The organism is Cohnella algarum (genome assembly GCF_016937515.1).
GTDB lineage: Bacteria > Bacillota > Bacilli > Paenibacillales > Paenibacillaceae > Cohnella > Cohnella algarum.
Map to the genome: position 1 here is coordinate 1538700 of NZ_JAFHKM010000002.1, position 25186 is coordinate 1563885.

18 protein-coding genes are annotated in these 25186 nt (G+C 57.7%); 9 read left to right on the forward strand and 9 right to left on the reverse strand.

What is annotated here, in order from left to right:
* Positions 1-307: 307 nt before the first annotated feature.
* A complete protein-coding gene (locus JW799_RS06970; protein ID WP_205429210.1) occupies positions 308-1405 on the forward strand; it encodes a DNA alkylation repair protein in 1098 nt (365 codons plus the stop codon).
* 50 nt (positions 1406-1455) lie between these two features.
* Here the strand turns inward: JW799_RS06970 and JW799_RS06975 are convergent, their stop codons facing one another.
* From JW799_RS06975 to JW799_RS07000, 6 genes are all read right to left on the reverse strand, one after another.
* Entirely contained in the window at positions 1456-2451 is a 996-nt protein-coding gene (locus tag JW799_RS06975) for a DUF1835 domain-containing protein (protein WP_205429211.1), read from the reverse strand.
* A 227-nt stretch (positions 2452-2678) separates the two neighbouring features.
* Complete coding sequence (locus JW799_RS06980; protein ID WP_205429212.1) at positions 2679-4136, reverse strand: ABC transporter substrate-binding protein; 1458 nt, start codon at positions 4134-4136, stop codon at positions 2679-2681.
* 131 nt (positions 4137-4267) lie between these two features.
* A complete protein-coding gene (locus tag JW799_RS06985; protein ID WP_205429213.1) occupies positions 4268-5134 on the reverse strand; it encodes a carbohydrate ABC transporter permease in 867 nt (288 codons plus the stop codon).
* Position 5135: 1 nt separating this feature from the next.
* Positions 5136-6086 (reverse strand): carbohydrate ABC transporter permease, encoded by a 951-nt coding sequence (locus JW799_RS06990; protein WP_205429215.1) that lies wholly within the window; start codon positions 6084-6086, stop codon positions 5136-5138.
* A 93-nt stretch (positions 6087-6179) separates the two neighbouring features.
* A complete protein-coding gene (locus JW799_RS06995; RefSeq protein ID WP_205429216.1) occupies positions 6180-7514 on the reverse strand; it encodes a response regulator in 1335 nt (444 codons plus the stop codon).
* A 19-nt stretch (positions 7515-7533) separates the two neighbouring features.
* Positions 7534-9369 carry a histidine kinase gene (locus JW799_RS07000; protein ID WP_205429218.1) on the reverse strand — a complete coding sequence of 612 codons (1836 nt, stop codon included), beginning with the start codon at positions 9367-9369 and terminating at the stop codon, positions 7534-7536.
* Positions 9370-9766: 397 nt separating this feature from the next.
* Between JW799_RS07000 and JW799_RS07005 the strand changes: the two genes are divergently transcribed.
* On the forward strand, positions 9767-13018 hold the full coding sequence (locus tag JW799_RS07005; RefSeq protein ID WP_420830678.1) for a galactose-binding domain-containing protein: 3252 nt from the start codon (positions 9767-9769) through the stop codon (positions 13016-13018).
* 63 nt (positions 13019-13081) lie between these two features.
* Here JW799_RS07005 and helD read toward each other — a convergent pair whose 3' ends face one another.
* On the reverse strand, positions 13082-15499 hold the full coding sequence (gene helD, locus JW799_RS07010; protein ID WP_205429222.1) for an RNA polymerase recycling motor HelD: 2418 nt from the start codon (positions 15497-15499) through the stop codon (positions 13082-13084).
* Between the two features lie 405 nt (positions 15500-15904).
* Here helD and JW799_RS07015 point away from each other — a divergent pair, with 405 nt between their 5' ends.
* Entirely contained in the window at positions 15905-16117 is a 213-nt protein-coding gene (locus tag JW799_RS07015) for a hypothetical protein (RefSeq protein WP_205429225.1), read from the forward strand.
* Positions 16118-16162: 45 nt separating this feature from the next.
* Here JW799_RS07015 and JW799_RS07020 read toward each other — a convergent pair whose 3' ends face one another.
* Positions 16163-16576: an NUDIX hydrolase gene (locus JW799_RS07020; protein WP_205429227.1), complete on the reverse strand. Its 414-nt coding sequence runs from the start codon at positions 16574-16576 to the stop codon at positions 16163-16165.
* Positions 16577-16726: 150 nt separating this feature from the next.
* Between JW799_RS07020 and JW799_RS07025 the strand changes: the two genes are divergently transcribed.
* Positions 16727-16993, forward strand: coding sequence for a YkgJ family cysteine cluster protein (locus JW799_RS07025; protein WP_205429228.1), 267 nt, complete (start codon positions 16727-16729; stop codon positions 16991-16993).
* 137 nt (positions 16994-17130) lie between these two features.
* Here the strand turns inward: JW799_RS07025 and JW799_RS07030 are convergent, their stop codons facing one another.
* The gene (locus tag JW799_RS07030; protein WP_205429229.1) at positions 17131-17871 is read right to left on the reverse strand and encodes a glycoside hydrolase family 16 protein; all 741 of its coding nucleotides are present in this window, start codon (positions 17869-17871) and stop codon (positions 17131-17133) included.
* A gap of 148 nt (positions 17872-18019) precedes the next feature.
* Here JW799_RS07030 and JW799_RS07035 point away from each other — a divergent pair, with 148 nt between their 5' ends.
* The 5 genes from JW799_RS07035 (at position 18020) to JW799_RS07055 (ending at position 25103) form a co-directional block, all read left to right on the forward strand.
* Entirely contained in the window at positions 18020-18940 is a 921-nt protein-coding gene (locus JW799_RS07035; protein WP_205429230.1) for an ABC transporter permease, read from the forward strand.
* A 19-nt stretch (positions 18941-18959) separates the two neighbouring features.
* On the forward strand, positions 18960-19844 hold the full coding sequence (locus tag JW799_RS07040) for a carbohydrate ABC transporter permease (protein ID WP_240353192.1): 885 nt from the start codon (positions 18960-18962) through the stop codon (positions 19842-19844).
* 30 nt (positions 19845-19874) lie between these two features.
* On the forward strand, positions 19875-21539 hold the full coding sequence (locus tag JW799_RS07045; protein ID WP_205429231.1) for an extracellular solute-binding protein: 1665 nt from the start codon (positions 19875-19877) through the stop codon (positions 21537-21539).
* A 150-nt stretch (positions 21540-21689) separates the two neighbouring features.
* On the forward strand, positions 21690-23528 hold the full coding sequence (locus JW799_RS07050; protein WP_205429232.1) for a sensor histidine kinase: 1839 nt from the start codon (positions 21690-21692) through the stop codon (positions 23526-23528).
* Between the two features lie 3 nt (positions 23529-23531).
* Positions 23532-25103 (forward strand): response regulator transcription factor, encoded by a 1572-nt coding sequence (locus tag JW799_RS07055; RefSeq protein ID WP_205429233.1) that lies wholly within the window; start codon positions 23532-23534, stop codon positions 25101-25103.
* Positions 25104-25186: the final 83 nt, after the last annotated feature.

Sequence of the window (25186 nt, forward strand, 5' to 3'; positions counted from 1 at the left end):
GCAGCCGCTCCGGCTTAGGCATCACAGCAAACCAGGTCGCGACTTCGTTATGCATCTATTCTGGACCAATTTTTTAACTCTTTCTATTGTATCACTATGAAAAATAGATTAAAGTATTTAATTCATATTATAAAACATATCTGCTATATATAAGCTGGTAAATGTCGTTGGCGAACTTAAAAAAAGACACTTGCTCCGTAAAATGGAGATAACGGACAGGCTATTTACATAAAGACGACATGTTCTGACCACTTTGTTCCGGTATGATAGGAGGGAATAAAAAAGACATTTATTGGAGGGGACAACGATGGGGGAATTGCTTAAAGACATCTACGATCTGCATTTTTTCGACGGGCTTATTCACGGTTTAAAAAATGAGTATCCGGCCTTTGACGGCCACCGGTTCATGACCGGGGTGCTGAGCGGCGATTGGGACTCGTTGGCGCTGAAACAGCGCATGCGGCGTATAACCGAAGGCCTCGTTCAAGGTTTGCCCGCATCCTATGAAGAAGCATTGGCTGTATTAGCGGCGGTTGCTCCCCATTTTAACGGCTTTGCGTACATGATCTTTCCGGATTTCGTGGAAGCGAGAGGATTGGACGACCCCGATCTCTCCATCCCGGCCCTGGAGCGCTTCACTCCCTATTCGAGTTCGGAATTTGCGGTGCGCCCGTTCATCATCCGATACCCCGACAGAATGCTGAAGCAATTGGAGCTTTGGGCGCAACATGAAAACGAGCATGTCAGAAGGCTGGCAAGCGAGGGTTGCCGTCCCCGTCTGCCTTGGGCGATGTCTTTGCCGCCATTCAAACGGGATCCCGTCCCCGTTCTCCGCATCCTCGAGCATTTGAAAGAAGACTCTTCCCTGTACGTGCGGCGAAGCGTTGCGAATAACTTAAACGATATTTCAAAGGATAACCCCGATATCGTTCTTCAACTGGCAAAGGAATGGCGAGGGAAACATCCCCATACGGACTGGATCCTTAAACACGGCTGCCGCACTTTGTTAAAAAAATGCGATGCCGATGCTTTGGAGCTTTTCGGTTTTATCGGGACGGATGCCGTAGCGGTAAAAGATTTTGCGCTGGAGCCCCGAACCGTCCGCATAGGCGAAGAAGTCACGATGTCTTTTTGCGTGCAAAACGAGTCCGATAAACCCCAAAAGTTAAGAGTCGAGTACAAGGTCGACTTCTTGAAATCGCGAGGGACGTACTCGTCCAAGCTTTTTAAAATTTCCGAGAAGCTCTACCGGCCCGGAGAGACCGCGGTTAGCGTATCCCACTCCTTTAAACCGATGACGACAAGAACCCATTACCCGGGGGAGCATTTCATTTCGGTGATCGTAAACGGAAAAGCCTTGGCGAACCAATCCATGCTTCTGGAACGAGGCGATCCTCCATCCTAATCGGCGAGTCTGTCCTCCCTGCCCGGGCCTCGCCCGGAACGGGAGGATTTTCATTCGCGTTCCACCAACCGCTTCTCCGCCCGATCCCAGCGCCACCCCATATCTCCTCTTACGAACAGGCCGCCATACCGCTCTTCCAGTCCTTTTTCCCTGGCCCAGTCCCTTTCGCCCGCCAACACCTCCTGCCCCATCTTGGTTAAGGACACCCTGCCGTTCCGGCCGGAAGAGCGCTTATCGGAACCATCGAAAAAGGAATCCGGCCCTTCGACTTCCAGGAGCGCATGCGGCGGCTCCGCCATCGTTCTTAACCGGTACCGGAACTCCAGGTCTCCCATCCCCAGCTCGTGCAGCCGTTCCCCCGCTTCCTTAAACAACGCGGAAGGACTTTGCGTTCCGTTTGCGACAAGTTCTAACGCGGTTTGCTCCACGATGCCCAATCCGTTGACCGGCGACGGAAGGCGAGCCAGGTGCATGGCAAACGCCGCATTCGCGAAAGGAAGCGCGGACGTGTCGGACCGCAAAATCCCGATATGCTTTTCGATATCCGGGGAGGCGTACGCCTCCCAAATTTCGCCGCCCAGTCGGAGCTCTTCCTTTCCGATCCGCCTCCACGTGCCCGATAAGGTCTCCAGCTGCTCCGTCGTCAGCTGCCCCAATCCCCGAAACGGGGTCACGCCGGGATATTCTCCGATACACAGCAAATTCAACTTTGTGCTGCCTAACGGCTGCTTTGCAAACCAGGACAATAGAAAACTCAGCATGGTCTGATCGAACAAATCGTGCTCGAACCACAGGACGACCTCGTCGTATTTGCGGAAGTCCCGGAGGCAGCGTTCCTGCGATTCGCAGCTTTTGATGTATTCCGATGCGGGGATGCCCAAGGTTCTTTCCAAATAGGCCGCTCTGAACAGCCTCTCATTTTTCCCGTCCATGTTCTCGAACGCCGGACCTACGGGATAGATTTCTCTCCAGACCAGGACATCTCCCTGCACGTTCCCCTGTTTCAGCTTATCCCCTACGTGATCCCCGTTCACGATATGAAGCATCTTTTCCCCTCCTTGGTACAAGTCTTGAAACACGATTTGCTGCCCTATATTCTAAGTGACATCAACATGGAAAAAGGTTACGCCGTTTCGATGAAAGAGTTAAAAAGTTTCCGCGATTTGCGATTCTTCGGTCCGACGTTCCCGCCGAAAAACGAAAAAGAAGAGCGCCGCTCCCGGCGCTCTTTATCGTAACAAAAGCCGTTATCCGCGTAAATTCGTTTGCGGCGTTACTGCTGCGGAGCCTTGTCGAAGTAATTCTCCTGCACGTATTTGGCCGCGGCGTCCAGCTGCGCTTTGGAGTCGGTGTTCTTCTCCGAGAACGACTCCTGCACGACGTTGGACATGGTCGCGTAGTAATCCTGCGTGCCGAATTGCGCTTCCGGCTTGCCCTCGAGCAGGCCGAACAGCTGCGGATCGTATTTGTACACGTTGTCGTATTTGTCGTAAATGGCTTTCACTTTCGCGGCGTATTCCGAATCGTCGCCGAAATACTCGAGCGGCGTCGGAATGAAATATTTGCCCTCGTCCTTGCGGGCCTTGATCGTATCCTCCACCGACTTCAGCGCGTCGTCCGTGAAATAATCGAACGTGATATAGCGGAAGGCCATCTCCTGCTCGTCTTTCGTCGCGTTCGGATTGATGACGAGGTAGTTGCCGCCCAGAATGCCGTAGTGCTTGCCGCCCTTTTCCGCCGCCGGCATCGGATAGGCGATGACGTCCTCCGGCTTCATGCCGCCCTCGTTCAGCGCCGCCTGGATGACGTCGAACGCCCCGGCCATCACCATCGCCGTCCGGCCTTGCTTGAACGAGTTGATCGCGTCGCCCCAGCCGAGCGCCCAGTCCTGCGGAATCGCGTTCGCTTCCCAGCGCAGCTTCTTGTAGAAGTCCAGCGCCTTGACCCCGGCTTCGGAGTTGAACACCGCCGTCAGCTTCCCGCCTTCGCTCGTCTGGATGTCGCCGCCGGCTTCGAACAGGAAGTTCGTCCAGTTCCAGCCCGCCTCGTTGCCTTTCCCCATCGGCGCGATCCCGGAGATGCCCTTCTTCGGATCGGCCACGGCCTTGGCCGTGTTGTACATGTCGTCCCACGTCCAGTCGAGCGGCGGAAGCGGCACGCCTTTTTCGTCCAGCAGCTTCTTATTGATTACCGTCGAGGTAACGTAGCCGTTTTGCGTAATGCCGTATACCTTGCCGTCGACGATAAACTGGCTTTGCAGCACGGGATTGATCTGATCCTTGTACTCCCAGGCGTTCCAAAGCTCCGTGATGTCGGCCACCCAGCCGCGCTCCACGAGCAGCTGCGCTTCGGTCGCCCACGTATTGTAGAACGTCGGCGCTTCGTTCGACGCCATTTTCGCGCCGATCTCGTTCACGTCGTAGTCCCAATCGTCCTTGACGATCGTTACGTTCGGATATTTCGCCTGAAATCGGGCGATTTTATCGTCCTCCTGCTTGCGCAGCGTCGTTTCGTCCGGCAGCGGATAGTGGATTTTCAGCGTAACCTTTCGCTGCGTAATATCGTCCGCCTCGCCCGCCGCTTCCGTCCCGCTGCCGCCGCTGCCGCCCGTGCCGGCGCCGGCTCCGCCATTGCCGCTTCCCTCCGCGTTATTGCCGCCGCCGCCGCTGCAGGCCGACAGCAAGGCGCCCAACAGCATCAACCCCGTCAAAACCGCCGATAACTTGCGCATGTTCGCTCCCCTTTTCTTCAATTGGATGTTCTTGCCTAATCATCATAAAAGAGAATGTTTTTCCGATCGATGTGCAATCGTATTCCTTTCGTGTGCGGTTCTTCGACATGAAACCGGAACGCGCCGGCCCGCTAGCCCTTCACCGCGGACAAGCTGACGCCGCGCATGATGAATTTCTGGAACGCCAGGAAGACGAAGATCGGCGGAATCATCGCCATGAACAAAATCGTGAACTTCACGTTCGTGTCCAGACTGCGCGCGCCGATGACGTATTTGTAAATGGCGGTCGCCAGCGTGTACTTGTCTTCGGTTTGCATGACGAGCGACGGCCAGAACCAATCGTTCCAGGCGGTGGAAAAAATAAAGATCGCGAGCGTGCCGAAAATCGGCAGCGACAGCGGCACGGCGATCCGGCTGAACCCGATCCATTCCGAAGCCCCGTCGATGCGCGCCGCCTCGAAAATTTCCGGATGCAGGCCGTCGAAAAAATTTTTGATCAGCAGAAAATAGTAGGCGCTCGCTCCCGCCGGCAGCCAGAACGCCCAGAAGGTGTTCAGCAGGCCGAGCTCCTTCAGGTTGACGAAGTTCGGAATCAGGTAGCTGGAAGCCGGGATGAACAGCGTCATCAAAATGAAGAAATAAATCGCCCGGCCGTAAGGCACGCCGATCCGCGACAGGCTGAACGCGGCCAGCCCCAGCACCAGCACGGTCATGATCAGGTTCCCGGCGAAAATCAGCAGCGTGTTTTTCAGATACGTCGCCAGATCGATGTACGACCAGCCTTTGGCGAAGTTTTCCAAGTGCCACTCCCGCGGGAAAAACCGCGGCGGAAACGAGTTCACCTCCGGATTGCTCTTGAGCCCGTTGAACAGCGTCATCGCGATCGGATACAGCATGGTGACGACCATGACGGCGACGCACAGCACCATGAACGCGTAGACGGCTTTGTTGAACGGCTTCCGCAGATCCGACGGCGACAAAATCCCTCTCTCTTTCATGCTAATATTCCTCTCTGTTCAGCTTGTATTGAACGATCCCGAGGACGACCAACGCCAGGAACATCAGCACGCCGAGCGCCGTCCCCGCGCCGTAGTCCAGTTGGGTGAACGCGTATTTCACCGTCAGCAGCGCATAGGTTAGCGTCGCTTTGTTGGGGCCGCCGTCCAGCATCGCCAATTGGGACTGATAGGCCTGGGAGGTTCCGATCAGCTGCAGGATCAGCATCAGCACGATCAAATTTCGCAGCGCGGGCAGCGTAATGTACCGGATCCGGCTCCAGACGCCGGCGCCGTCGATTTCCGCCGACTCGTACCAGTCCCGGGGCACGCTCAGCACCCCGGCCAGATAGATCAGCATCGCCGAGCCGAACTGCTGCCACGTTTCCATGAACACGAGCGAAACCATCGACCAATTCGGATCGGAGACGAACGCGACCGGATCCAGGCCGAACGAGCCGAGCAGCGCATTGATCGGGCCGACCGGGTCGTACATCCACCGCCACAGCCCGTACAGGACGACGCCGGGCACGACGTAGGGCAGATAAGCGGCGATCCGCGCGAAGCCCTGAAAAATCCTTAACTCCGAAATGGCGATGGAAGCCGCGATCGGCACCCAAAACCCGATGACCAGGCAGAGCAGCATGTAATAGAGCGTATTTTTGACCGACAGCAGCACGTCGGGATTGTTCAGCACCTTGGCGTAGTTGTCCAATCCGACGAACGTATTTCCGTTGACGAAATCGATATGGTAAAAGCTGTAGACCATCCCTTTCGCGATCGGCACCCACAAGAAGACGATGAAAATGACGATCGCCGGAACGAGGAACAAGTACCCCGTCCGATATTTTTTTCCGTTCGAGCCCCGCCGCGGAGCGGTTCGAGCCGCCTGCGCCGACGGGCGCTCCGCAGGCCGGCGCCGCCCGCCGTCCGGCGAAAAGGCCGTTTCCCCCATCCGTATCCCTCTTTTCCCGTAATGTCTGGTTTCCATTGTAGAAAAGAGGGCCTGCCGCGAACATGTCTAAAACTATGCGAAAGATGGCCGATCTTACTTCTTCAGCTCGCTGGGGCTGACGCCGAAATATTTTTTAAAAATTTTGCTGAAATGCTCCGGGGATTCGTAGCCGACCCGCTCGGCGATTTCGTACCGGCGCAGGTCGGTGTTCAGGATCAGCGCCTTGCTTTCCTCCATCCGCAGCTTGATGACGTACTCCCACAGGTTGTGCCCGGTATGTTTCTTGAACAGGTAGCTCAAATAGTTCGGACTGACGTGGGTTTTCCGCGCGACCTCGTGAATCGTCAGCCCTTTTTGGCCGTAATTTTCCTCGATGTACGCCTTGGCGCTTTCGACGATCCGGTTGTTTTGCGTGTGAAGCTCTTCCCGGGAAGGGTCCCGGGCATAATGGTGCCAGTTGAAATCGCCGTAATAAAACACGTGGTAATCCCCGTGCTCGCCGCTCCACAGAATCGCCTTGTCCGCCTGGCGGCTCAGCGCGCCGAGAAAGCGGACCCCCTGCATAATCTGGCTGATCCCGACCGTGCACAGGATGCCGAGATATTTATGGATGTGGTGGTGCAGGCTGCGTCCGATCATTTCGAGCCGGTTGAGCTTGTTGACGCCGGGATCGGCGTATTCCGCCTCGCTCCACTGGACGATGACCGCGATCTCCAAATCCCGCGTATAAAAGGACAGCGCGTTCCATTCCCCGTGCAGCAGCTCCTTGACGACGTTCAGCGCGGCATATTGAAACAGCCGGACGTCCCGGTCGGGGGTCCCGGTCCGCTCCTTCTCCCCGGGAAGGGCGAGCTTGAGCTTGATCACGGCAAAATAAGGCCCGGACAGCCCCAGCTCCCGCAGGTCTTCCGCCGCTTCGCCCGGGTCCGCCGCCGACGGCTCGCCCGCTTCCGCCAGCAGGCGGTTCAGTCGCTCGGCATTGTCGGCGTCCGGCTCCTCCATCCGGAAAGGCTCCCGGTCCCCGGACAGCCATTCCTCCGGCTGCGGCGCCGGCTTATCCAATTTCAGCAGCGCGTTGCGCACCGAATCCAGAAACTGCTCGCCGTTGAGCGGCTTGACCAGGTAGTCCCTGGCCCCGAGCCGGACGGCCATTTGGGCGTACTGGAACGTCTCGTGGGCTGAAATGATGATCGTCTGCACCCACGGCTTGAGAATTTTCGCCTGGTGCATCAGCTCGATGCCGTCCATCTCTCCCATCCGGATGTCCGTCACGATCAGGTCGATCTCCTCCATCCGAACGTAGTCGAGCGCCTCATGGCCGCTGCAGGCCGTCACGATCCGGCCGACCGGCAGGCCCGAGGACGCCAGCAGCCCGGCCAGCCCCTGGCAAATCAGCTTCTCGTCGTCCGCGACCAAAATGTTGTACATGCCTTCGTCCCCCTCTGCGTTATGCGCCGAAGCTTTCCGTCCGGGGCAGCGCAATCGTCGCGACGGTGCCGCCCTCCGGCCGGGCCGCGTAGCTCAGGCCGTATTCCTCCCCGAAGTGCAGCCGGATGCGCTGATGAATGTTGCGGATGCCGTAACCGGCGGACGGGCTCGGATTCTCGTCGTTCAACAGCCGGCCGATGGCCGCCGGATCCGGCGCTTTATACCCGTTGTCCTCGATGGCGATCCGCACGCGGCCTTCTTCTTCGGCGGCCCGGATCGCGATTTCGCCGTCTTCGCCCATGTTTTTCACGCCATGGATGATAGCGTTTTCAATCAGCGGCTGGAGCGTGATTTTCGGTATCGCGCACGAGCGCAAAGCCGCGGGAATGTCCCAAATTACCCGGAAGCCGTATTCGTGCCGGTGCTCCTGCAGCTTGATGTAGGCGGAAGCGTGCTGCAGCTCCTCCTCCAGCGTAATCAGCTCCCGTCCGCGGCTCAGGCTGATTTTCATCAGCTTGGACAGCTCCTTGATCATTTCCGCCGAAGATTTGCCCCCCTCCATCGCGCTTTTCCAGTAGATGCTTTCCAGCGTGTTGTACAGCAAATGCGGATTGATCTGCTGGTACAGGATTTGCAGCTGCGCCTCCTTCTGCTTGATGTCCATTTGATATTTGTAGCGCACGAGCCCGTTCAGCCGGCGGGCCATGTCGTAGATGCTGGAGACGAGCACGCCGACTTCGTCGTTTCTTCGCTGCTTCGGCGTTTCCGGCACCGTTTTGCCCGGTTCGTATCTTCGCACGAAATAGACGAGCCGCTGCAGCGGAGCCATCAGCCCTCTCCAGAAGTACAGGATCAGGGCCAGCCCCACCGCGAAATAGGCCACGGAGATGAGCCAAATGATCCGCTTGATTTCGTTTTGCTGCTGCAGCAGTCCCTTCAGCGGAACCTTGTAGACCAGCTTCTGCTGAAGCGCCGCGTTATGATGGACGACGTAAATAAAATCGCGGGTGATGACGTCCCGGCTCCCGGCGACCGGGCCTCCCGCGGCCGCCTCCGCCGGCAATTCCAGCACCCGCCCCGCCTCCGGCGGCAGGGCGAGCTCCCCGTCCGCCCCCGGCATCGCCGCCGTCAAAATCCGGTTGTTCCAGTCGGTGAAATAAAGCTCGCCTTCCGGGACCGAAACGGTTTGCAGCGATTCTCCGATCCGCGCCTCCACGTTCGAGACGACCAGCACGCCGATCGTCCCGCCCTCGTCGATGCGGTTGATCGCCCGGACGTACGCGAGCGTTCGCTGATTTTTTTGCCCTTCGGCCGGAGGCGACAAATGCTCGATCAAGCGCAAATAGCCGTTCCCTTTTTTGGCGACGGCTTCATCGAACCATTCCGGCTTCTCCCGTTCAAGAAAAAAATAAACCCCGGCTTTTCCGGATTCCGGATAATAAGGAGCAAACGAATACGCGTTCGTCGGGTCGTACACAAACAGCGAATAATAGAGCCGCTCATGCTGGCCGGCTTCCTCGGAATAACTGTTGAGCAGATTGCCCAGCCTCTCGTAGGTTTTCACCCGCTCCGTCACCGAACCGTCCGCGGCCGGATCCAGCTGCTGGACCAGCGGATGCTGAAACACCGTCGAGGCCACCTTGTGGATCGATTCGATATCCCGGCTGATCAGCCGAAAGTTTTGATTGTTCAACTCGAGATAGGCGTTGGTGACGTTTCGTTTCAAAATTTGATCCGCTTTATAGTTACCATACGAGTTCAAAATGAACAAAGGGACGACCAGCGCCAAAAACACCAGGATCAGCTGCTGCTTCAGGCCGATCCGCTTGAACGGGCTTTGGAATCCCGCATTCACCTGTTTTCCACCTCCGGCTCTTTCACTATAGCAAGCCCGAAAACCCGCAAGGGATGCGCATTTCTACGCATATCGTGGCGATTCCTAAGATTTGGCGCGGATTCAAAATGAAGTGTAATCAATCCGGCGGTTAAAAGCAACGAAGTTCGTTCGGCCGATGCATAGTCCCGCACACAAAAACGATAGAATCGCTCCTTCATCCGCATGCGCATCTATTTTATGATCGCCTTGCAACACGTCTTGGCAGGATGAAAAAGGAAAGGAGGGCAGCCGGTTTTTTTGATACCGCTTACATCCTCTAGAGGGATGGCTATTCCATTTCGAAGGGAGAATGAAGTTCGTGAACATGCAAAGACGATTAGCCGCCTGGGTCTGCATCCTGTCCATAGCGGCGGGAATGTTCCTGGCCGCCATCGGCGCGCCCGGCCGCGTTCAGGCGGCGGGAGGACCGAATCTGGCGGCGGGCAAGCCCGCGACGGCTTCGAGCCACGCGGACGTGTACGTCGCATCCAACGCGACCGACGGCAATCCGGGCACATATTGGGAAAGCGCGAACCACGCTTTTCCGCAATGGATCCAGGTCGATCTCGGCAGCGCGGTCCCGATCGACCGGGTCGTGCTGAAGCTGCCCGCCGGATGGGAGAGCCGGTCGCAAACGCTGACCGTTCAGGGGAGCGCGGACGGAACGAGCTTCGCGACTTTGAAAGCGTCGGCCGGCTACGTCTTCGATCCGAACGCCGCGAATGCGGCGACGATCGACTTCGCTGCGGCCAGCGCGCGTTACGTGCGGATCCACATCGCCGCCAACACCGGCTGGCCGGCGGGGCAGGTGTCCGAGCTCGAGGTGTACGGCGCTTCCCCGTCCGGAGGCAACGAGACGAACCTGGCCGTCGGCAAGCCGATCGCCGCGTCCTCCTCCACTTTCACCTATGTCGCGGCCAATGCCAACGATAACGACCTCGGCACCTATTGGGAGGGCAACGGCCATCCGAGCACGCTCGCCGTCGACCTCGGAGCCAATGCCCACGTCTCGTCGGTCGTCGTCAAGCTGAATCCGGACCCGGTATGGGCGACGCGCACGCAGACGATCCAGGTGCTGGGGCGCGATCAGAGCTCCGCGGCGTTCGCGAACCTGGTTTCCGCCGCCTCGTATACGTTCGACCCGGCTTCGCAAAATACCGTGACGATTCCCGTCAACGCTACGGCCGGCAGCGTGCAGCTGCGGTTCACGGCCAACTCGGGAGCGCCGGGCGGGCAAGTCGCCGAATTCCAGGTTATCGGCGCGCCGGCTCCGAATCCGGACCTGACGGTCACCGGAATCTCCTGGTCGCCCGCCTCTCCGCTGGAGACGGACGGCCTTACGCTGAGCGCAACCGTCCGAAATGCCGGTTCCGTCGCGTCCGCCGCGACCGAGGTGAACTTCTACCTCGGCGACGACCTTGCGGGAACGGCTTCCGTCGGCGCGCTTGCCGCCGGCGAGTCGGCGACCGTCTCCGCGAACGCCGGACCGAAGGACGCCGGCTCCTATGCCGTCACCGCCAAGGCGGACGAGAGCAACGCCGTCATCGAGACCGATGAAGCGAACAACAACTACACGCACCCCGAGCCGCTTGTCATCGGCCCGATTCAAAGCTCCGACCTGATCGGAACCGTGTCATGGACGCCCGGCAATCCGAACGGCGGCGATGCCGTCGCCTTCTCCGTCACCCTGAAGAACCAGGGCAACATCGCTTCCGCGGGCGGCGCTCACGGCGTTACGGTCGAGCTGAAGAACGCGGCGGGCGCCGTCGTTCAAACGTTTAGCGGCTCCTACAACGGAAGCCTGGCTCCGGGAGCGTCGGCCATCGTGACCTTGGGCTCCTGGACGGCGGCCGACGGCAGCTATACGGTCACGACGACGGTTGCGGCGGACGCGAACGAAGCCGCGGTCAAACGCTCCAACAACGTCAGCACGTCCAGCCTGTATGCCGGCCGAGGCGCGAACATGCCGTTTACCGTCCTGGAGGCCGAGTCCTCCTCCAACGCCACGAACGGCACGAGGCTCGCTCCGAACTTTACGCCGGGCGACTTCGCGGGCGAAGCCTCCGGACGTTCGGCCGTCTATCTGGATGCGACCGGAGAATACGTCGAGTTTACGCTGCCCTCCCCGGCCAATGCGTTCGTCCTGCGCAACGCCGTGGCGGAGAATACGGCCGGAACGATCAGCCTTTACGCGGACGGCGTCGACAAAGGCGACTTTTCCGTCACCTCCAAGTTCTCCTACGTGTACGCCACGCCTTCCACGCTCGGAGAGCTGGGCTATAACAACTCGGGCTCCAAAGCTTACTGGCTCTACGAGGATTCGCAGCTTTTGCTCGATCAAACGTATCCGGCCGGAACCAGGATCCGGATTCAGAAAGACGCCGGAGACGTTCCCTGGATCTACGTGGATATGATCGAGACGGAGCATGTCGCGCCGCCCGCTTCGAATCCGGACCCGGACAAATACGTGGAAGTGTCGGGCGCCAAATCGATCGAGCAGGCGCTGAACGAGTTCAGGCAGGATTCGACCAAGAAAGGAATCTTCATTCCGGCCGGCGAATGGACGCTGTCGTCGAAAATTTACTTGTACGGCCGGGCGACCGAAATTATCGGCGCCGGTCCCTGGCACACGAAGCTGGTCGCTCCGCAAAACCAGACGAATACCGACATCGGCTTCAATATCGGCTCTTCCGCGAACGGCTCCACCATCAAAAACTTGTCCGCCTGGGGCAACTACGTCTACAGGGTGGACGGACCGGGGAAATTCATTGACGGGAACGGCATGCAGAACGTCACCGTCGAGAACGTCTGGGCCGAACACTTCGTCTGTCTGTATTGGGGAGTGAACTCTTCGCACAATACGTTCCGCAACAACCGGATCAAAAACATGTTCGCGGACGGCATCAACATGACCAACGGTTCGTCCTACAACGTCATCGACAACAACTATGCCCGCGCCACCGGCGACGACTCGTTCGCCCTGTTCAGCGCCATCGATGCGGGCGGCTCCTACAACGTCGGCAACGAATACACGAACCTTACGGCCGTCAACGTCCGGCGCGCTGCCGCTTTCGCCGTCTACGGCGGCCAGGACAACCGGTTTCAAAATTTGTACGGCGCGGATACGCTGACGTACCCGGGCCTGACGATCAGCAGCCTAAGCTTCGGATACAACACGCTGGGGTTCGGCGATCTCGATACCGTCATCGACGGCGTAACGCTGGACCGCACGGGCGGCGATTTCTGGACCAGCGTCGGAGCGGACGACAAGATCAACGATTACCAGAACTTCGGCGCCATCTGGTTCTACGGAGGCGATCGGGACTTCAAGAACATTCTGGTGAAAAATGTGGACATCAACGATCCGGTTTACTTCGGCTTGATGTTCCAGTCCAAGTCGCCGGAGAACCTTCCGATGCAGAACGTTCGCCTGGAAAACATCGCGATTAACAACCCGGCCCGCTACGGCATCAAGCTTGTCGCCAAAGCCGAGGAAGGGCAAGGCCCGGTCGTCGGGTCGGCAAGCTTTACGAACGTCCAAGTGAACAATCCCGGCGTCGCAGCCATCTACGGCGAGGACAAATCCCCGAACTTCAACGTCATTCGGATGTCGGGGAATAACTGGTAGCCGCTTCCGCCATGCTGCGCTTTAGGGCCATCCGCAGCGGATGGCCCTTCGTTTGAATTTAACCTATTGCCCCACCTCATACAAGGACTTATCCATCGCCTGAACGAACGGGCTCCACTCGCCGGCCGCGTAAAGCAGCAGCCGATGCATGGCGCGCGTGCACGCCGTATAAAACAGCTTGCGCTCGCTCTCCCGATAATACGTCCGCGAAGAGGCGTCGTAAATCAGAACGGCATCGAATTCGACGCCCTTGGCGAGATACACGGGAATGATCAAGGTTCCCTTCTCGAAGGCGGGCGTGTTCTTCGTCACATGCTTCAGCCCCCGGCAGCCCAGAGACGTCAAGAGATCGTAGGCCTCCTTGCTCTCGGCCGCCGTCTTCGTCACGACGCCGATGGAGGCGAAGCCTTCCGCCTGCAGAGCCGCGAGATCCTCCGCGATGCGCGCCGCCGACTGCTCCGCGCTGTCCGTCTTCGCGAGGAGCGGCTTCTTCCCGCTTCTTTCGAAGGGCACGATCTCCTCGCCGCCCGGCAGCAGCGATTTCGTGAACTCCACGATCTCGCGGGTCGACCGGTAACTGCGAACGAGGCGGAACAACGTTGTTTCAGACTCGCCGTAAAGCCGGACGAGCGGCGAAGCTTCGCCGTACAGCTCCGTAGCCTGAGCGAAGATGGCCTGGCCGAAATCGCCAAGCACGGTCATGCGGGCGCGGGGGAACATTTTTTTGAGAAACTCGTATTGAAACATCGAATAATCCTGACCCTCGTCGACGAAAACGTGCCGGATCTCCGTGTTCGTCCGCACGCCCTCGACGAGCTCTTTTAAATACAGGTACGGCGTCGCATCCTCATAAAAAAGTTCGAGCCGGCCGAGCTTCTCCCGGGTCTGTCGGCAGATTTCCGGCCAGAGCGCGGGAAGGTCCGCTTCGTTCGTCCACTTTGGAAAGGCCCCTTCCTCTTCGAACAACTGGACGTAAAGGCCCGCCATATCGATGAACGACATCCGCTTCACGGCTCGTCTCAGCGGCTTAAAGCGCTCCTTCACGATCATCCGGCGCAGCAGTTCTTCTTCCCGCTCGGCAAAGTCGAAATCGCCCTCGTCCGATCGGCTTTGGCCGGTCAGCCTTTCGCGGACTTCCTCGTAATGTTCGGCAAAATCAAAAACGCCCCTCTCTTTTTGCAGTTGGCCGTACGCCTCGGCGTACTGATCCTTGTCGAGATAATCGAGCTCCTCCCGAACCCAGAACGCCTCCCGCTCCTTGCGCTCCAGCAAGGTCAATTCGCGCAGCAGCCACTCCTGCAGCTGAGCGACGCGGTTGTTCAGGCGAACGGAAGGATCATAGCCGTAAAACTTCGCTTCCATTTGCTCCGCCGTAATCAAATCGCGGTCCTGAAACCGAATGCTCTTGAATCGCATGCCCTCCCGCTCCAACCGCTCCGCATAATTCCGGAGGGCCCGGAGGAACGCCGCGGACGCCTTATACCGCATCCCGTTCAGCCGAGCTTCGTACCCTTGCCCCGATGGTTCGGTCAACACGTATTCGATCTGATCGAAGGGATCCTCCAACCGGAACGTCTTGCCCAGCCAATGGTCCAGATATTCCTGGAAGGTCGTCTGCTGCATGTTTTCTTCGCCGAGCTCGGGAAGGACGGTCGAGACGTAACTGTTAAACATCGGATTCGGAGAAAAAAGAACGATCTGGTCCGCCTTGAGACGCTCGCGGTTTTTGTACAGAAGGTACGCAACGCGTTGTAGCGCCGCCGAGGTTTTCCCGCTGCCGGCCGCGCCCTGCACGATGAGCATGCGGCTTTCGTCGTCGCGGATTATGGCGTTTTGCTCCTTCTGGATCGTCGCGACGATGCTTTTCATCTGGTTGTCCGCGCCCTTGCCGAGCGCCTGCTGCAGCAATTCGTCACCGATCGTCAAGCTCGTGTCGAACACGTTCCGAAGCCTGCCCTCGCGAATCTGGTACTGCCGTTTCAGCGTCATCGTCCCCGCGACGCGTCCCCCCGGCGTGTCATATCCGGCCGCTCCCGGGGAATAGTCGTAGTACATGCTCGCGATCGGAGTGCGCCAGTCGTACACCAGAAAATCCATGCCGTCCGAATCGACGAAGGAGGACACGCCGATATAGATCTGCTCGGTAAAGCCCAAACCGTCCTCGCGAAAATCGATGCGCCCGAAATAAGGAGACGGCAGCAGCCGTTTCATGTTTTTCCATTGCTGCACCCGGAGGCGGTGGCTTCGCTCCCGTTCGGACAACAACGCTTCCTGCTGCTTGATGCTATAGAAGGTCTCTTCAAAATCTTCGTCCGTGCTTGTGTTTACGGTCACTTCCTCCCAAAACCGTTTGCGAATGTCCGCGGCCTGATCGTACAGCCCGGACACCTCCGGCTCCAATTCGGCGATTCTCGCCTGCAGCTTTTCCATAACCGAATCCAGCCGCTCCTGTTCTTGCTTCCAATCCTCAGCGCCGATCATCTTTCGCACCCGCTCCTTCATTCGAATTTGAAGAACAAAAAGGTTTGACAAACCGTCATGCCGCATGGTAAGATTAAATTGTAAATAAGATGGATTAACTTTGCGCAATTTTGAAAAACTGCGCACTGGTTCTCCAATCGTACCACAGTGCTTCTTTGCACGCAACTTTATTTATGCATATGTAAACCCGGCAGCTCTGCCGGGTTTTTTTGAATATAGCGGATTCAGCTCCGGCGGCGCCGGTCGGCCGAGGGGAAGTCCTCGTTGGGAGGCCTCGTATTGGAGTCTACTGAGTTTACTGTGGAGCCTTTTGGAAGGCTATTTGGGAGGCTATTGGGAGGCATTGGGAGGCATTGGGAGGCATTGGGAGGCATTGGGACTTTATTGAGGAGTCATTGGGAGCCTATGTTGGATTTTATCCAATCGACGGAGCGAAAAACGAAAAAGCTTCGATCTAGAGTGGATTTTGTCCAACGAAGAACGGCCATTTCGGCCGAAATGAGCGAAACGGCCTCGCCAGATTGGACAAAATCCACCGAAGCTCAAGGATTTCGCGAAAATGCCGGTTTTGATTGGACAAAATCCACTGTAGCTCCGCCGCACCGCGCTTCTCGATGAAGCTCTTCCGTCCGGATCCGGACAGAAATGCGCAAACAAGCCGAACTATCGTTCCTCCAGAATTCCGCTCATTCTCACTTGCTCGATCATATGTCCGATATTTCCTTCGCCTGCATACAGGGACATATCGAAAAAGTCCCGATGCAAATCCGACCAATATAATTCATTCTCATCCCCGGACACCTGAACGTCGCGCATTAATTTGCCGGCGTACACTTCGACATAGCAATCTTGCAAATAGTAAGTAAAATCCATCAAGTGGCGCAGGACGATATCTTCCTTCGAAATGCCGGTCTCTTCGAACAGTTCCCGGTAAGCGGCGTCGATCCCCGATTCTCCGGGTTCGATTTTTCCGCCGACCAGGTTGCTTAGCCCCTTGTAGGGGTCTTTTAATCTTTTGCACATGAGCAAGCGGTCCATTTCGTTGTTGTAAACCATGAGAACATTATACCCTTGCATGATGGACCTCCGTTTATTTTCTTATGTATGTGTTTTATTCGCCGAATTCTAAAATCCTCCTTCGATCAGGCGCTCTTTGAACTTGCATCCGAGCTTCGAATCTTATACTCTTGTTGAAACGATGGCGATGGATATGAGGGGGCAGCAGCTTTGGAATGTAGAATCGGTTGCGCGGCTTGCTGTATCGTCATCTCGATCTCTTCCCCGATTCCCGGCATGCCCAGCGGCAAGCCGGCAGGCGTTCCCTGCGCGAACCTGACGCCAGACAGGCGCTGCGGCCTGTTCGGCAAGCCGGAACGCCCGGCCGTCTGCGGCAGCTTGCCGCCCTCTCCGGAGATGTGCGGATCGTCGAATGAGGAAGCCTTCGCGATTTTAAGCGAACTCGAACGGGCGACCCGGCCTGACGATGCGCGTTAGCCGCACTTCGCGAGCAAATAACGGTCCCCATACGCCGTTATTGGCGAATTTTCCCGCCTGATAAGCCAATAACGGCCCCGGGAGGCCGTATTGGCGAAAATATCCCCCGCCGCGAGCTAATAACAACCTCCGCTTCCCTACTCGTACAACCAGATCCCCGCTACCGTCATGACCGCCGGCAGCGCGGCTTCGTCCACCGGCACATCGTCAAACCAGCCGCCCACGGCCAGGTTGAGCACGAGGTAGAACGGCTGGTCGAAGGGCATGCCCGGCTCCAGACGGCGCTCGGCGAAGCAGTGCCCGTCGACCAGCCAGCGGATGGAGCCGGCGTCCCATTCCAGCGCATAATCGCGGAATTGGTCGATGGCGCCGTTCTCGAACGCATAGGAAAACTCGTCGATGCTTTTGTTGTCCATATCCTTCCCGTAATGCAGCGTTCCGAGGACTTGCCGGGGCAAGCGGCCTCTCGCTTCCATGATATCGATCTCGCCGGAGGCGGGCCAAGGACCGTAAGCCTGGTCCTGCGGCAACAGCCAGATGGCCGGCCATAGCCCCTGCCCGACCGGCAGCTTGGCGCGCACGACCAGCTTGCCGTTGCAAAAGGAAAGATGGTCCCTCGTGTCCAGACGGGCCGAGGTATAGGCAAAGCTCCGCCCGTCCGTTTCGACGGTTTCGCGGCGGGCGCACAGGTTTAACCCGGATTCGTCGATATACAGGTTGCCGGAATTCCCCGTATAAAACTGCCGCTCCCCGTTGCCCCAGCCCGGGCAGACCGGATTGCCGTCGTTATCGAGCAAATCGTTGCCCAGGCGAATGTTCCATGCGCTCAAATCGGCATGGCCGCCCGCAAAATCCTGCTGCCAAATCAGCTTGTTCATCCTCTGCACGCTCCCTTCGTTTACCCTCAGCATACTTCATTTCCGCGCCCGGTCAAACGAATCCAAAAAAATGGGATAGGGTCAAAAATCATGGCCTTTTTTTCCTATGCCCCTTCTCTTACGATGAGAAAAGAAGGAGGCACGGAGCATGCTTCAATCCAGGACAGGACAAATCAAAACCTTTTTCAGGCAGTGGCAGCTGCAAAGCATGGTCATCCCGGGCATTGTCTGGATGTTCATCTTCTGCTATATCCCCATGTTCTGGCTCATCATCGCCTTTATGGACTACAGCATCGCCAGGCCGATGCTGGAATCGCCCTTCGTCGGGCTGAAGCACTTCGAGGATTTCGCGACGGACGACCGCTTCTGGCGCTCGATCCGCAATACGCTGGGGATGAGCGCCATCAAGCTCGCGCTGGGCTTCCCCATTCCGATTTTGTTCGCCTTGCTGCTGAACGAAATCCGGAACGTTCGGTTCAAGCGCACGGTGCAGACCATTTCGTACCTGCCGCACTTTATCGCCTGGACGATTTTCGGCGGCATTATCCTCAACTGGCTGGGCGAGGGCGGCGTAATCAACCAGCTGATGATGGGGCTGGGGCTTCAGGAGCGCGAAATTCTGTACAACAGCGACCCGAAGTACTTTTGGTGGACTATTTTTTTCTCCGATATTCTGAAAGAAACCGGCTGGAGCGCCATCATCTACATCGCGGCGATCACGAGCATCGATCCGGGGCTGTACGAGGCGGCGGAGCTGGACGGGGCCAACCGCTGGCAGCGAATGTGGCATATCACCATTCAAAGCATCCGCCCCACGATCGCCATTCTGTTTATTCTGGCGGTCAGCGGGATGCTCGGCAGCAACTTCGAGCAAATCTTTATGCTGCAGAACAACATGAACCTGAGGATGGCGGAAAGCCTGGATTTGTACATCTATAACATGGGCTTGGTATCCGGGCGCCATTCCTTCTCGACGGCCGTCCTGTTCGCCCGCTCGATCGTGGCGCTTGGGCTGCTGCTTCTGGCGAACCAAACATCCAAAAAACTGACCGGCGACGGCATTTTCTGATCGGGGAGGCGGCGGATCCATGAACATACGCAGAACGTATCGGCGCATCGGAGCCTTCGAGGTCTGCAATACCCTGCTGATGCTGGCCGTTTGCTTTATCACGCTGTACCCGATGTGGTTCGTCTTCATCAACTCGCTCAATTCGCCGGAGCAGGCGCTGCTCGGCACGGTCAACTGGTTTCCGAAGGAATGGTCGCTGGCCAGCTACAGCGTCGTGTTCAACGACAAAAGCCTGATGAACGGCTTTTATATCACGACTCTGCGCACCGTGATCGGAACCGCGGCGCACGTGCTGTTCACCGCCATCGTGGCTTACGGCATGAGCAAGACCCATTTGATCGGCCGCAAAGTGTACATGAAAATCGCCTTGATCACGATGCTGTTCTCGGGCGGGCTGATTCCCACGTTTATCCTGATGACCAAGCTGGGCCTGTACGACAACTTTTTGGTCTTCATCATTCCGGCGATGTACACGTTTTTCAATATGGTCATTTTCATGAGCTTTTTTCGCACCATCCCCGAAAGCCTGGAGGAATCCGCAAAGGTGGACGGGGCTTCGGACTACGGGGTCCTGTTCAAAATCGTCCTGCCCAACAGCATGGCCGTGATCGCCACCATTTCGCTTTTTTCGGCCGTTTACCACTGGAACGATTATTACCAGGGCGTCATCTACATCTACTCGCAGGAGAAGCTGCCGCTGCAAACCATTTTGTATAAAATCATTGCGGAGAACTCCATGTCGTTCATGCAGCAGCAAGCGATGGCGCAGTTCGGCGCGAGATTGCCCGGCAATTCCATCAAGTTCGCCTCCATGATGGTGGCCACCCTGCCTATACTGGCGTTCTATCCCTTTATTCAGCGCTATCTCGTCAAAGGCGTGATGATCGGCGCCATTAAAGGGTAAGCAATAGACAAACGAAAGGATGATCATGGAATGAAAAGCAACTCCGTCAAGCAATGGATGGCCGTCGCGATGGCCGTCGTCCTGATGCTGGGCTTGGCCGCGTGCACCGGGTCCGGGTCCAACGAAAGCACACCGAGCCCGCAGCCGTCGGGCAGCTCGCAGCAGCCCTCGGGCGAAGCGTCGCCGAACCCCGACGAACCCGGATGGAAGCTGGATACCAGCCCCGTGGATTTGACCTGGTTCGTAGGCGCCAACTGGTACGCCCATTCCTGGGGGGAAAGCCTGGCCTCCAAGTACGTCACGGAAAAAACGGGCGTCAACGTCAAGCTGGAAGTCCCCTCCGGCGAAGCGAACGAGCAGATCACGCTGATGATGACCTCCGGCAAGCTGCCGGACCTGATTACGCTGGGCTCGTGGGAAAACGCTGTCAAAAAGCTGTGGGAAGGCGATCACGTATATGCCCTGAACGAATTGGCGGACCAGTACGATCCCTACTTCTTCAAGGTGGCGGGCGACGGCGCGCTGAAGTGGTATCGCCAGGAAAACGGCAACACGTACGGCGTTCCGAACGATTCCTACAGCCCAAGCCTGATGCGCGAAACCGGCATTTCGGCCGCCAACCAGACCTTCCTGGTGCGCAAAGACCTGTATGAGGACATGGGCAAGCCGGACTTGACCACCCCGGAGGGCTTCCTGAACGCGCTTCAAGTGCTGAAGGATCAGTATTCCGAGTACAAGGGCCAGCCCATCAGCCCCTTCTTCGCGCAGGGGAACGTGCCTTACGGGATGACCGAGTACCTGCAAAACCTGCTGGCCGTTCCGCACGAGAAGGACGGCAAAGTGTACGACCGCATGACCGATCCGGATTATATCGCCTGGCTGAAAACGTTCCGAACCGCTTACGAGCGCGGGCTGATCAACGTGGATTTCCTGGTCGATTCCGATACCCAGGTCGAGGAAAAAACGAACAACGCCCGCTATTTTATGATGATTCGCGAGTGGACGGGAATGACGGCCGTCAACCCGATGCTGGCGGCAAGCGGCAACCCCGATTCGTACTACATCGCCGTGGACGGACCGCAGAATAGCAACGGCGACAGCGCCAAGCTGTTCCCCGGCAACATGGACGGCTGGATGGTGACGATGATCAGCAAAACCACGAAAAACCCGGAACGGGCCATCCGCTTCTTGTCCTATCTGGCAAGCGAAGAAGGCCAAAGGGATTTGTTCCTCGGCAAGGAAGGCGAAACGTGGGACATGGCGGACGGAAAGCCGCAATTGAAGGCTGAAATGGTGCAGCTGCTCGAAACCGATATCGAGAAGCTGGAAAAGGAATACGGCATCGTCGACACCTACTGGATGATGCGAAACCCGGTCCTCGTCAACCAGTGGAGACCGGAGAAAGCTTCGGTTATCAAGCAGATGGAGGACTTCGCCAACGGGCAGGCCGATATCGACGGCGGCATTTACAAGGGCCTGGATCCGCTGGGCGACTCCGACGCGGCGGTAGCCTGGTCGCGAATCTCGCAAAATTGGGAGGAAGTGCTGCCCGAGCTCATTACCGCCAAGGACGAAGCGGCCTTCGATAAAATCTTCGAGAGTTTTCTTGCCCGCCGCCAGGAATACGGCTTCGACAAGGTGATGGAATACCGTCAAGCCGAACTGGACGCGCGCAAAGCCAAAATGGCGGAGTAACCCTGCCTATATCCCGATTGCTGCCGGCCGCCGATAGGGCGGCCGGTGTCCCTGCTTTTTCGGTCCGGAAGGTTTTGGCCGCAACGCCCGGTTACCCGCCAGCCGGTTTGTAATATATGGTATATTACAGAGGTGGGGAGGGCGTTTGCCATGAACGTTTTGCTGACGAAAACGAGGAAGCTTTACCGCAATGCCCGCATCTCGCAAAAGCTGTTTCTGGCCTTCAGCCTGGCGATTGCCATCCCGGCCATTCTGGTCTCCTTTTTATTTATCCGCACGCAGGAAGTTCAGTTGTACGAGGAGGCGATGGCGGCCGGAAACAGCCATGTCTCGCGGTTGAACGAGCAGCTGCGCAACCGGATGGACATGATTGAAAACGCTTCCTCTACGGCGCTGACGCAGAAGGCGTTCGTGGATTTTATCCACTCCAACATGCGCGGGGACGGCCTGGGGCTGGTGAAATTCCGGCAGAACCAGTTCGAGCAGATGCACAACATTATTCAGAGCAACGAGATGATCAGCCAGCTCAGCTTTTATGTCGACAACCCGAACCTGCATGAAATCTGGCCCGAAATCTATCATTACGACAGGTTTTGGCCGCAGGATTACTGGGCGGAGCTTCGGGAGGAGGGCGGCTCGGCCTACCGCTTGTTCGCTTTCAAGGACGGCGAGCATACGCTGTCCTACTACCGGCTGGTCCGCCTTCAGGGCCAGCAGATCAAGCGCCCCAGCATTATGGAAATTCGGGTGGAGCACGAGGCGTTGTTCGGCGACCTGCTGGAGGAGAGCGAGGGAGACTTCTTTTCGGTCGTAATGGAGGGAACGAATCCATCCCGTTATATATACAACCCGGAGCATGCGTTTGCCCGGAACGCCGGGGAGGCGCTGAACGACATCCTCGACCGCGTTCACCGGGAGCTGGACGTGCTTCAGCAGAACAGCCCCATCAAGGTCAGGGCGGGCGATCATGCTTACTATGCGCTGTACCGCTACATCGCCCCGCTGAACGCTTATGTGGTGGACATTGCCTCGCATGACGCGCTGATGAAGGGCCCGCGCAGCTGGTACGGACTGGTGTTGGCGATTACCTTTTGCGTGCTGCTGCTGATCATGCTGCTCGTGTCGCACACGACGCGGCGCATGTTCCGCCGGTTGGACAGCGTGCTGGTTTCGATGCGCCAGGTGCGAAAAGGCCGGCTGGACGCGAAGATCGATACCGGCCTGGGCGAAAATGAAATCGGCGACGAGATCGACGAGGTGGCCGTGAGCTACAACAACATGCTTGACGAAATCCAACGCCTGATGACGCAGGTGGTCGATAAGCAGCTGATCGCCAAAAACGCGCAGCTGCACTCGCTGCATTCGCAGATCAATTCGCATTTTTTGTACAACGCGTTGGAATCGATCCGGATGAAGGCGGAAGTTCAGCGGCAGCCCGCCATCGCCGATGCGCTGGTGTCGTTAGGCTCGCTGCTGCGATACAGCATGCAGTGGCGCAGCGATACCGTCGCCCTCCGCGAGGAGCTGGCCAACATCCGGAGCTATATCCGGTTCGTCAACTTTATGGAAGGCGGCAGCATCGAGCTTGCGGCGGATCTTCCCGAGGAGGTGCTTCGGTATGCCATTCCGAAAATGTGTTTGCAGCCCATCGTCGAAAACGCCGTTCACCACGCGGCGCCCTCGGGCGGCAGCGTACGCATCCGAATCGCCGTGCGGGTAGAGAACGACAGCCGGTTGCTCATCGAGGTCCGGGACGACGGCGCGGGCGTCGATCCGGAGATCCTTTCCCGCCTGCAAGCCGTGCTGCAGGGCGACTCGGATACGCCGATCGTCGCCGGCAACAACGGACTGGGCCTGGAGAACGTGCATAAACGCCTGCAGCTTCATTACGGCAAGGGCTGCGGCCTTTGGATCGACAGCGTACAGGGCTCCTATACCTGCGTGACGATACGCTTGCCTTGGGAAAATGCGAACCTGGGAGGATGGTAGAACATGATCAATCTTCTGATTGTGGACGATCAAAAGCACATCCGCGACGGCCTGCAGGCGATGCTGCGCCAATTTCCTCTGCAGCTGGACAACATTTACTGCGCCGCCAGCGGAATCGAGGCGTTGCAATTGCTGCGTCAGACCGGCATCCAGCTCGTCATTACCGATATCCGAATGCCGGATATGGACGGGCTGGCGCTAATGGCGCAAACCCGAGAAGAACGCCTCAAAGTCGATTACCTGATTATAAGCGGCTACGGCGATTTTGCCTATGCGCAAAAAGCCATCGAGCTCGGGGCCAAGGGCTACCTGCTCAAGCCCGTGAAACGGGAGGATCTGCAAGCCGCGGTCGAGCATGCCTGGCAGGAGATCCGGACGCGGCAGGCGCTCTCGCGCAATATGAAGCATTTCTCCCGCCGCGCCCAGGAGACCGACCGCAAAGAGCTGCGCATGTTCATGCAGGGCGCGGCAAACGATGAGGCGTGGGTCCTTCAGACCCAGCGGCAGCATCCGGAGCTGTGGCGGAACTACCGCCTGTTCCTGCTCCGGGAGAAACGATGGATCAACCAGCCGGGGGCCAGCAGCGCCCACGGCATGGAGTCCATTGCCTACCGGGTTTACGGCAGGCGGGGGTGCCTCTGCCTGCAGCACCGCCCGTACCTGATCCTCGCGGTGGACGCGGCCGCAGATCCGGACGCTTTGCCCGCCGCGCTCGAAGCCGCGCAAATTGACGCGATTGCGGCGATAACCGGCCCGCAGCAAGGCTTGAAGGCGCTGCCGGACAGTTACGCGCAAGCGCTGGAGCTGTACCGCCACAGTTACCTGTTCCCGGATAAGCGCAGCATCCTGCCGCCGCATATCGAGCGGCTGGAGCAGCAGTGGCAGCTTCCCTATGAGGAGCTGTACGCCCTGTTCCAGCTGATCGGCACCAAAAACAGCGGCAAAATCGCCCAAGGGATTTCCATGTTGTTCCACAAGGACGTGCTGCAGCGCTACCACATCCGCTACACGCAGCAGCTATGCCGCGCCGCGGTGGAGATGCTGGAGGAATATGAGCGCGTAATCCGTCCCTACATGGGGGAAGAAGCGCTGGATATCGAGTGCTTGCGCAATTTGTTCGATTATTCGGGCATTCGCGATTATATCCAGGCGCTGCAGCAGCAGCTGCTTCGGCTGAACCAGTTTTATTACGAATATAAGTGCAGCTATCGCAACTCGCAGGACTTGAAGGAAGCCATCCGCTTTATCCACGAAAGTTATCATAAGCCGCTGGACCTGGCGATGGTATCCAACCACGTGTCTTTGAATTATGCCTATTTTTCCAACCTGTTCAAGAAAAATATCGGCAAAGGCTTTGCCGAATACCTTCGCGACGTGCGCCTGGATAAAGCCCGGCGGCTGCTGGCCGAAACCGAATACAAGATCGTCGAGATCGCCGCCATGGTCGGGTACGAAAGCTACAAAAGCTTTACCCGGGCGTTTCGGGACGTGATGAACATGCAGCCGACGGAGTACCGGCAGCTGATGCGGCAGAAGGAGGAAAGCGAGGAGAAATATCGGGATACGGCGCTATAAAAGCCAAAAAATTGGGGCAAGACCAAAATGATTGTCTCTTTTCACCCGATCGATCCTTTCGATAGAATAAAGGTGATCTTCCG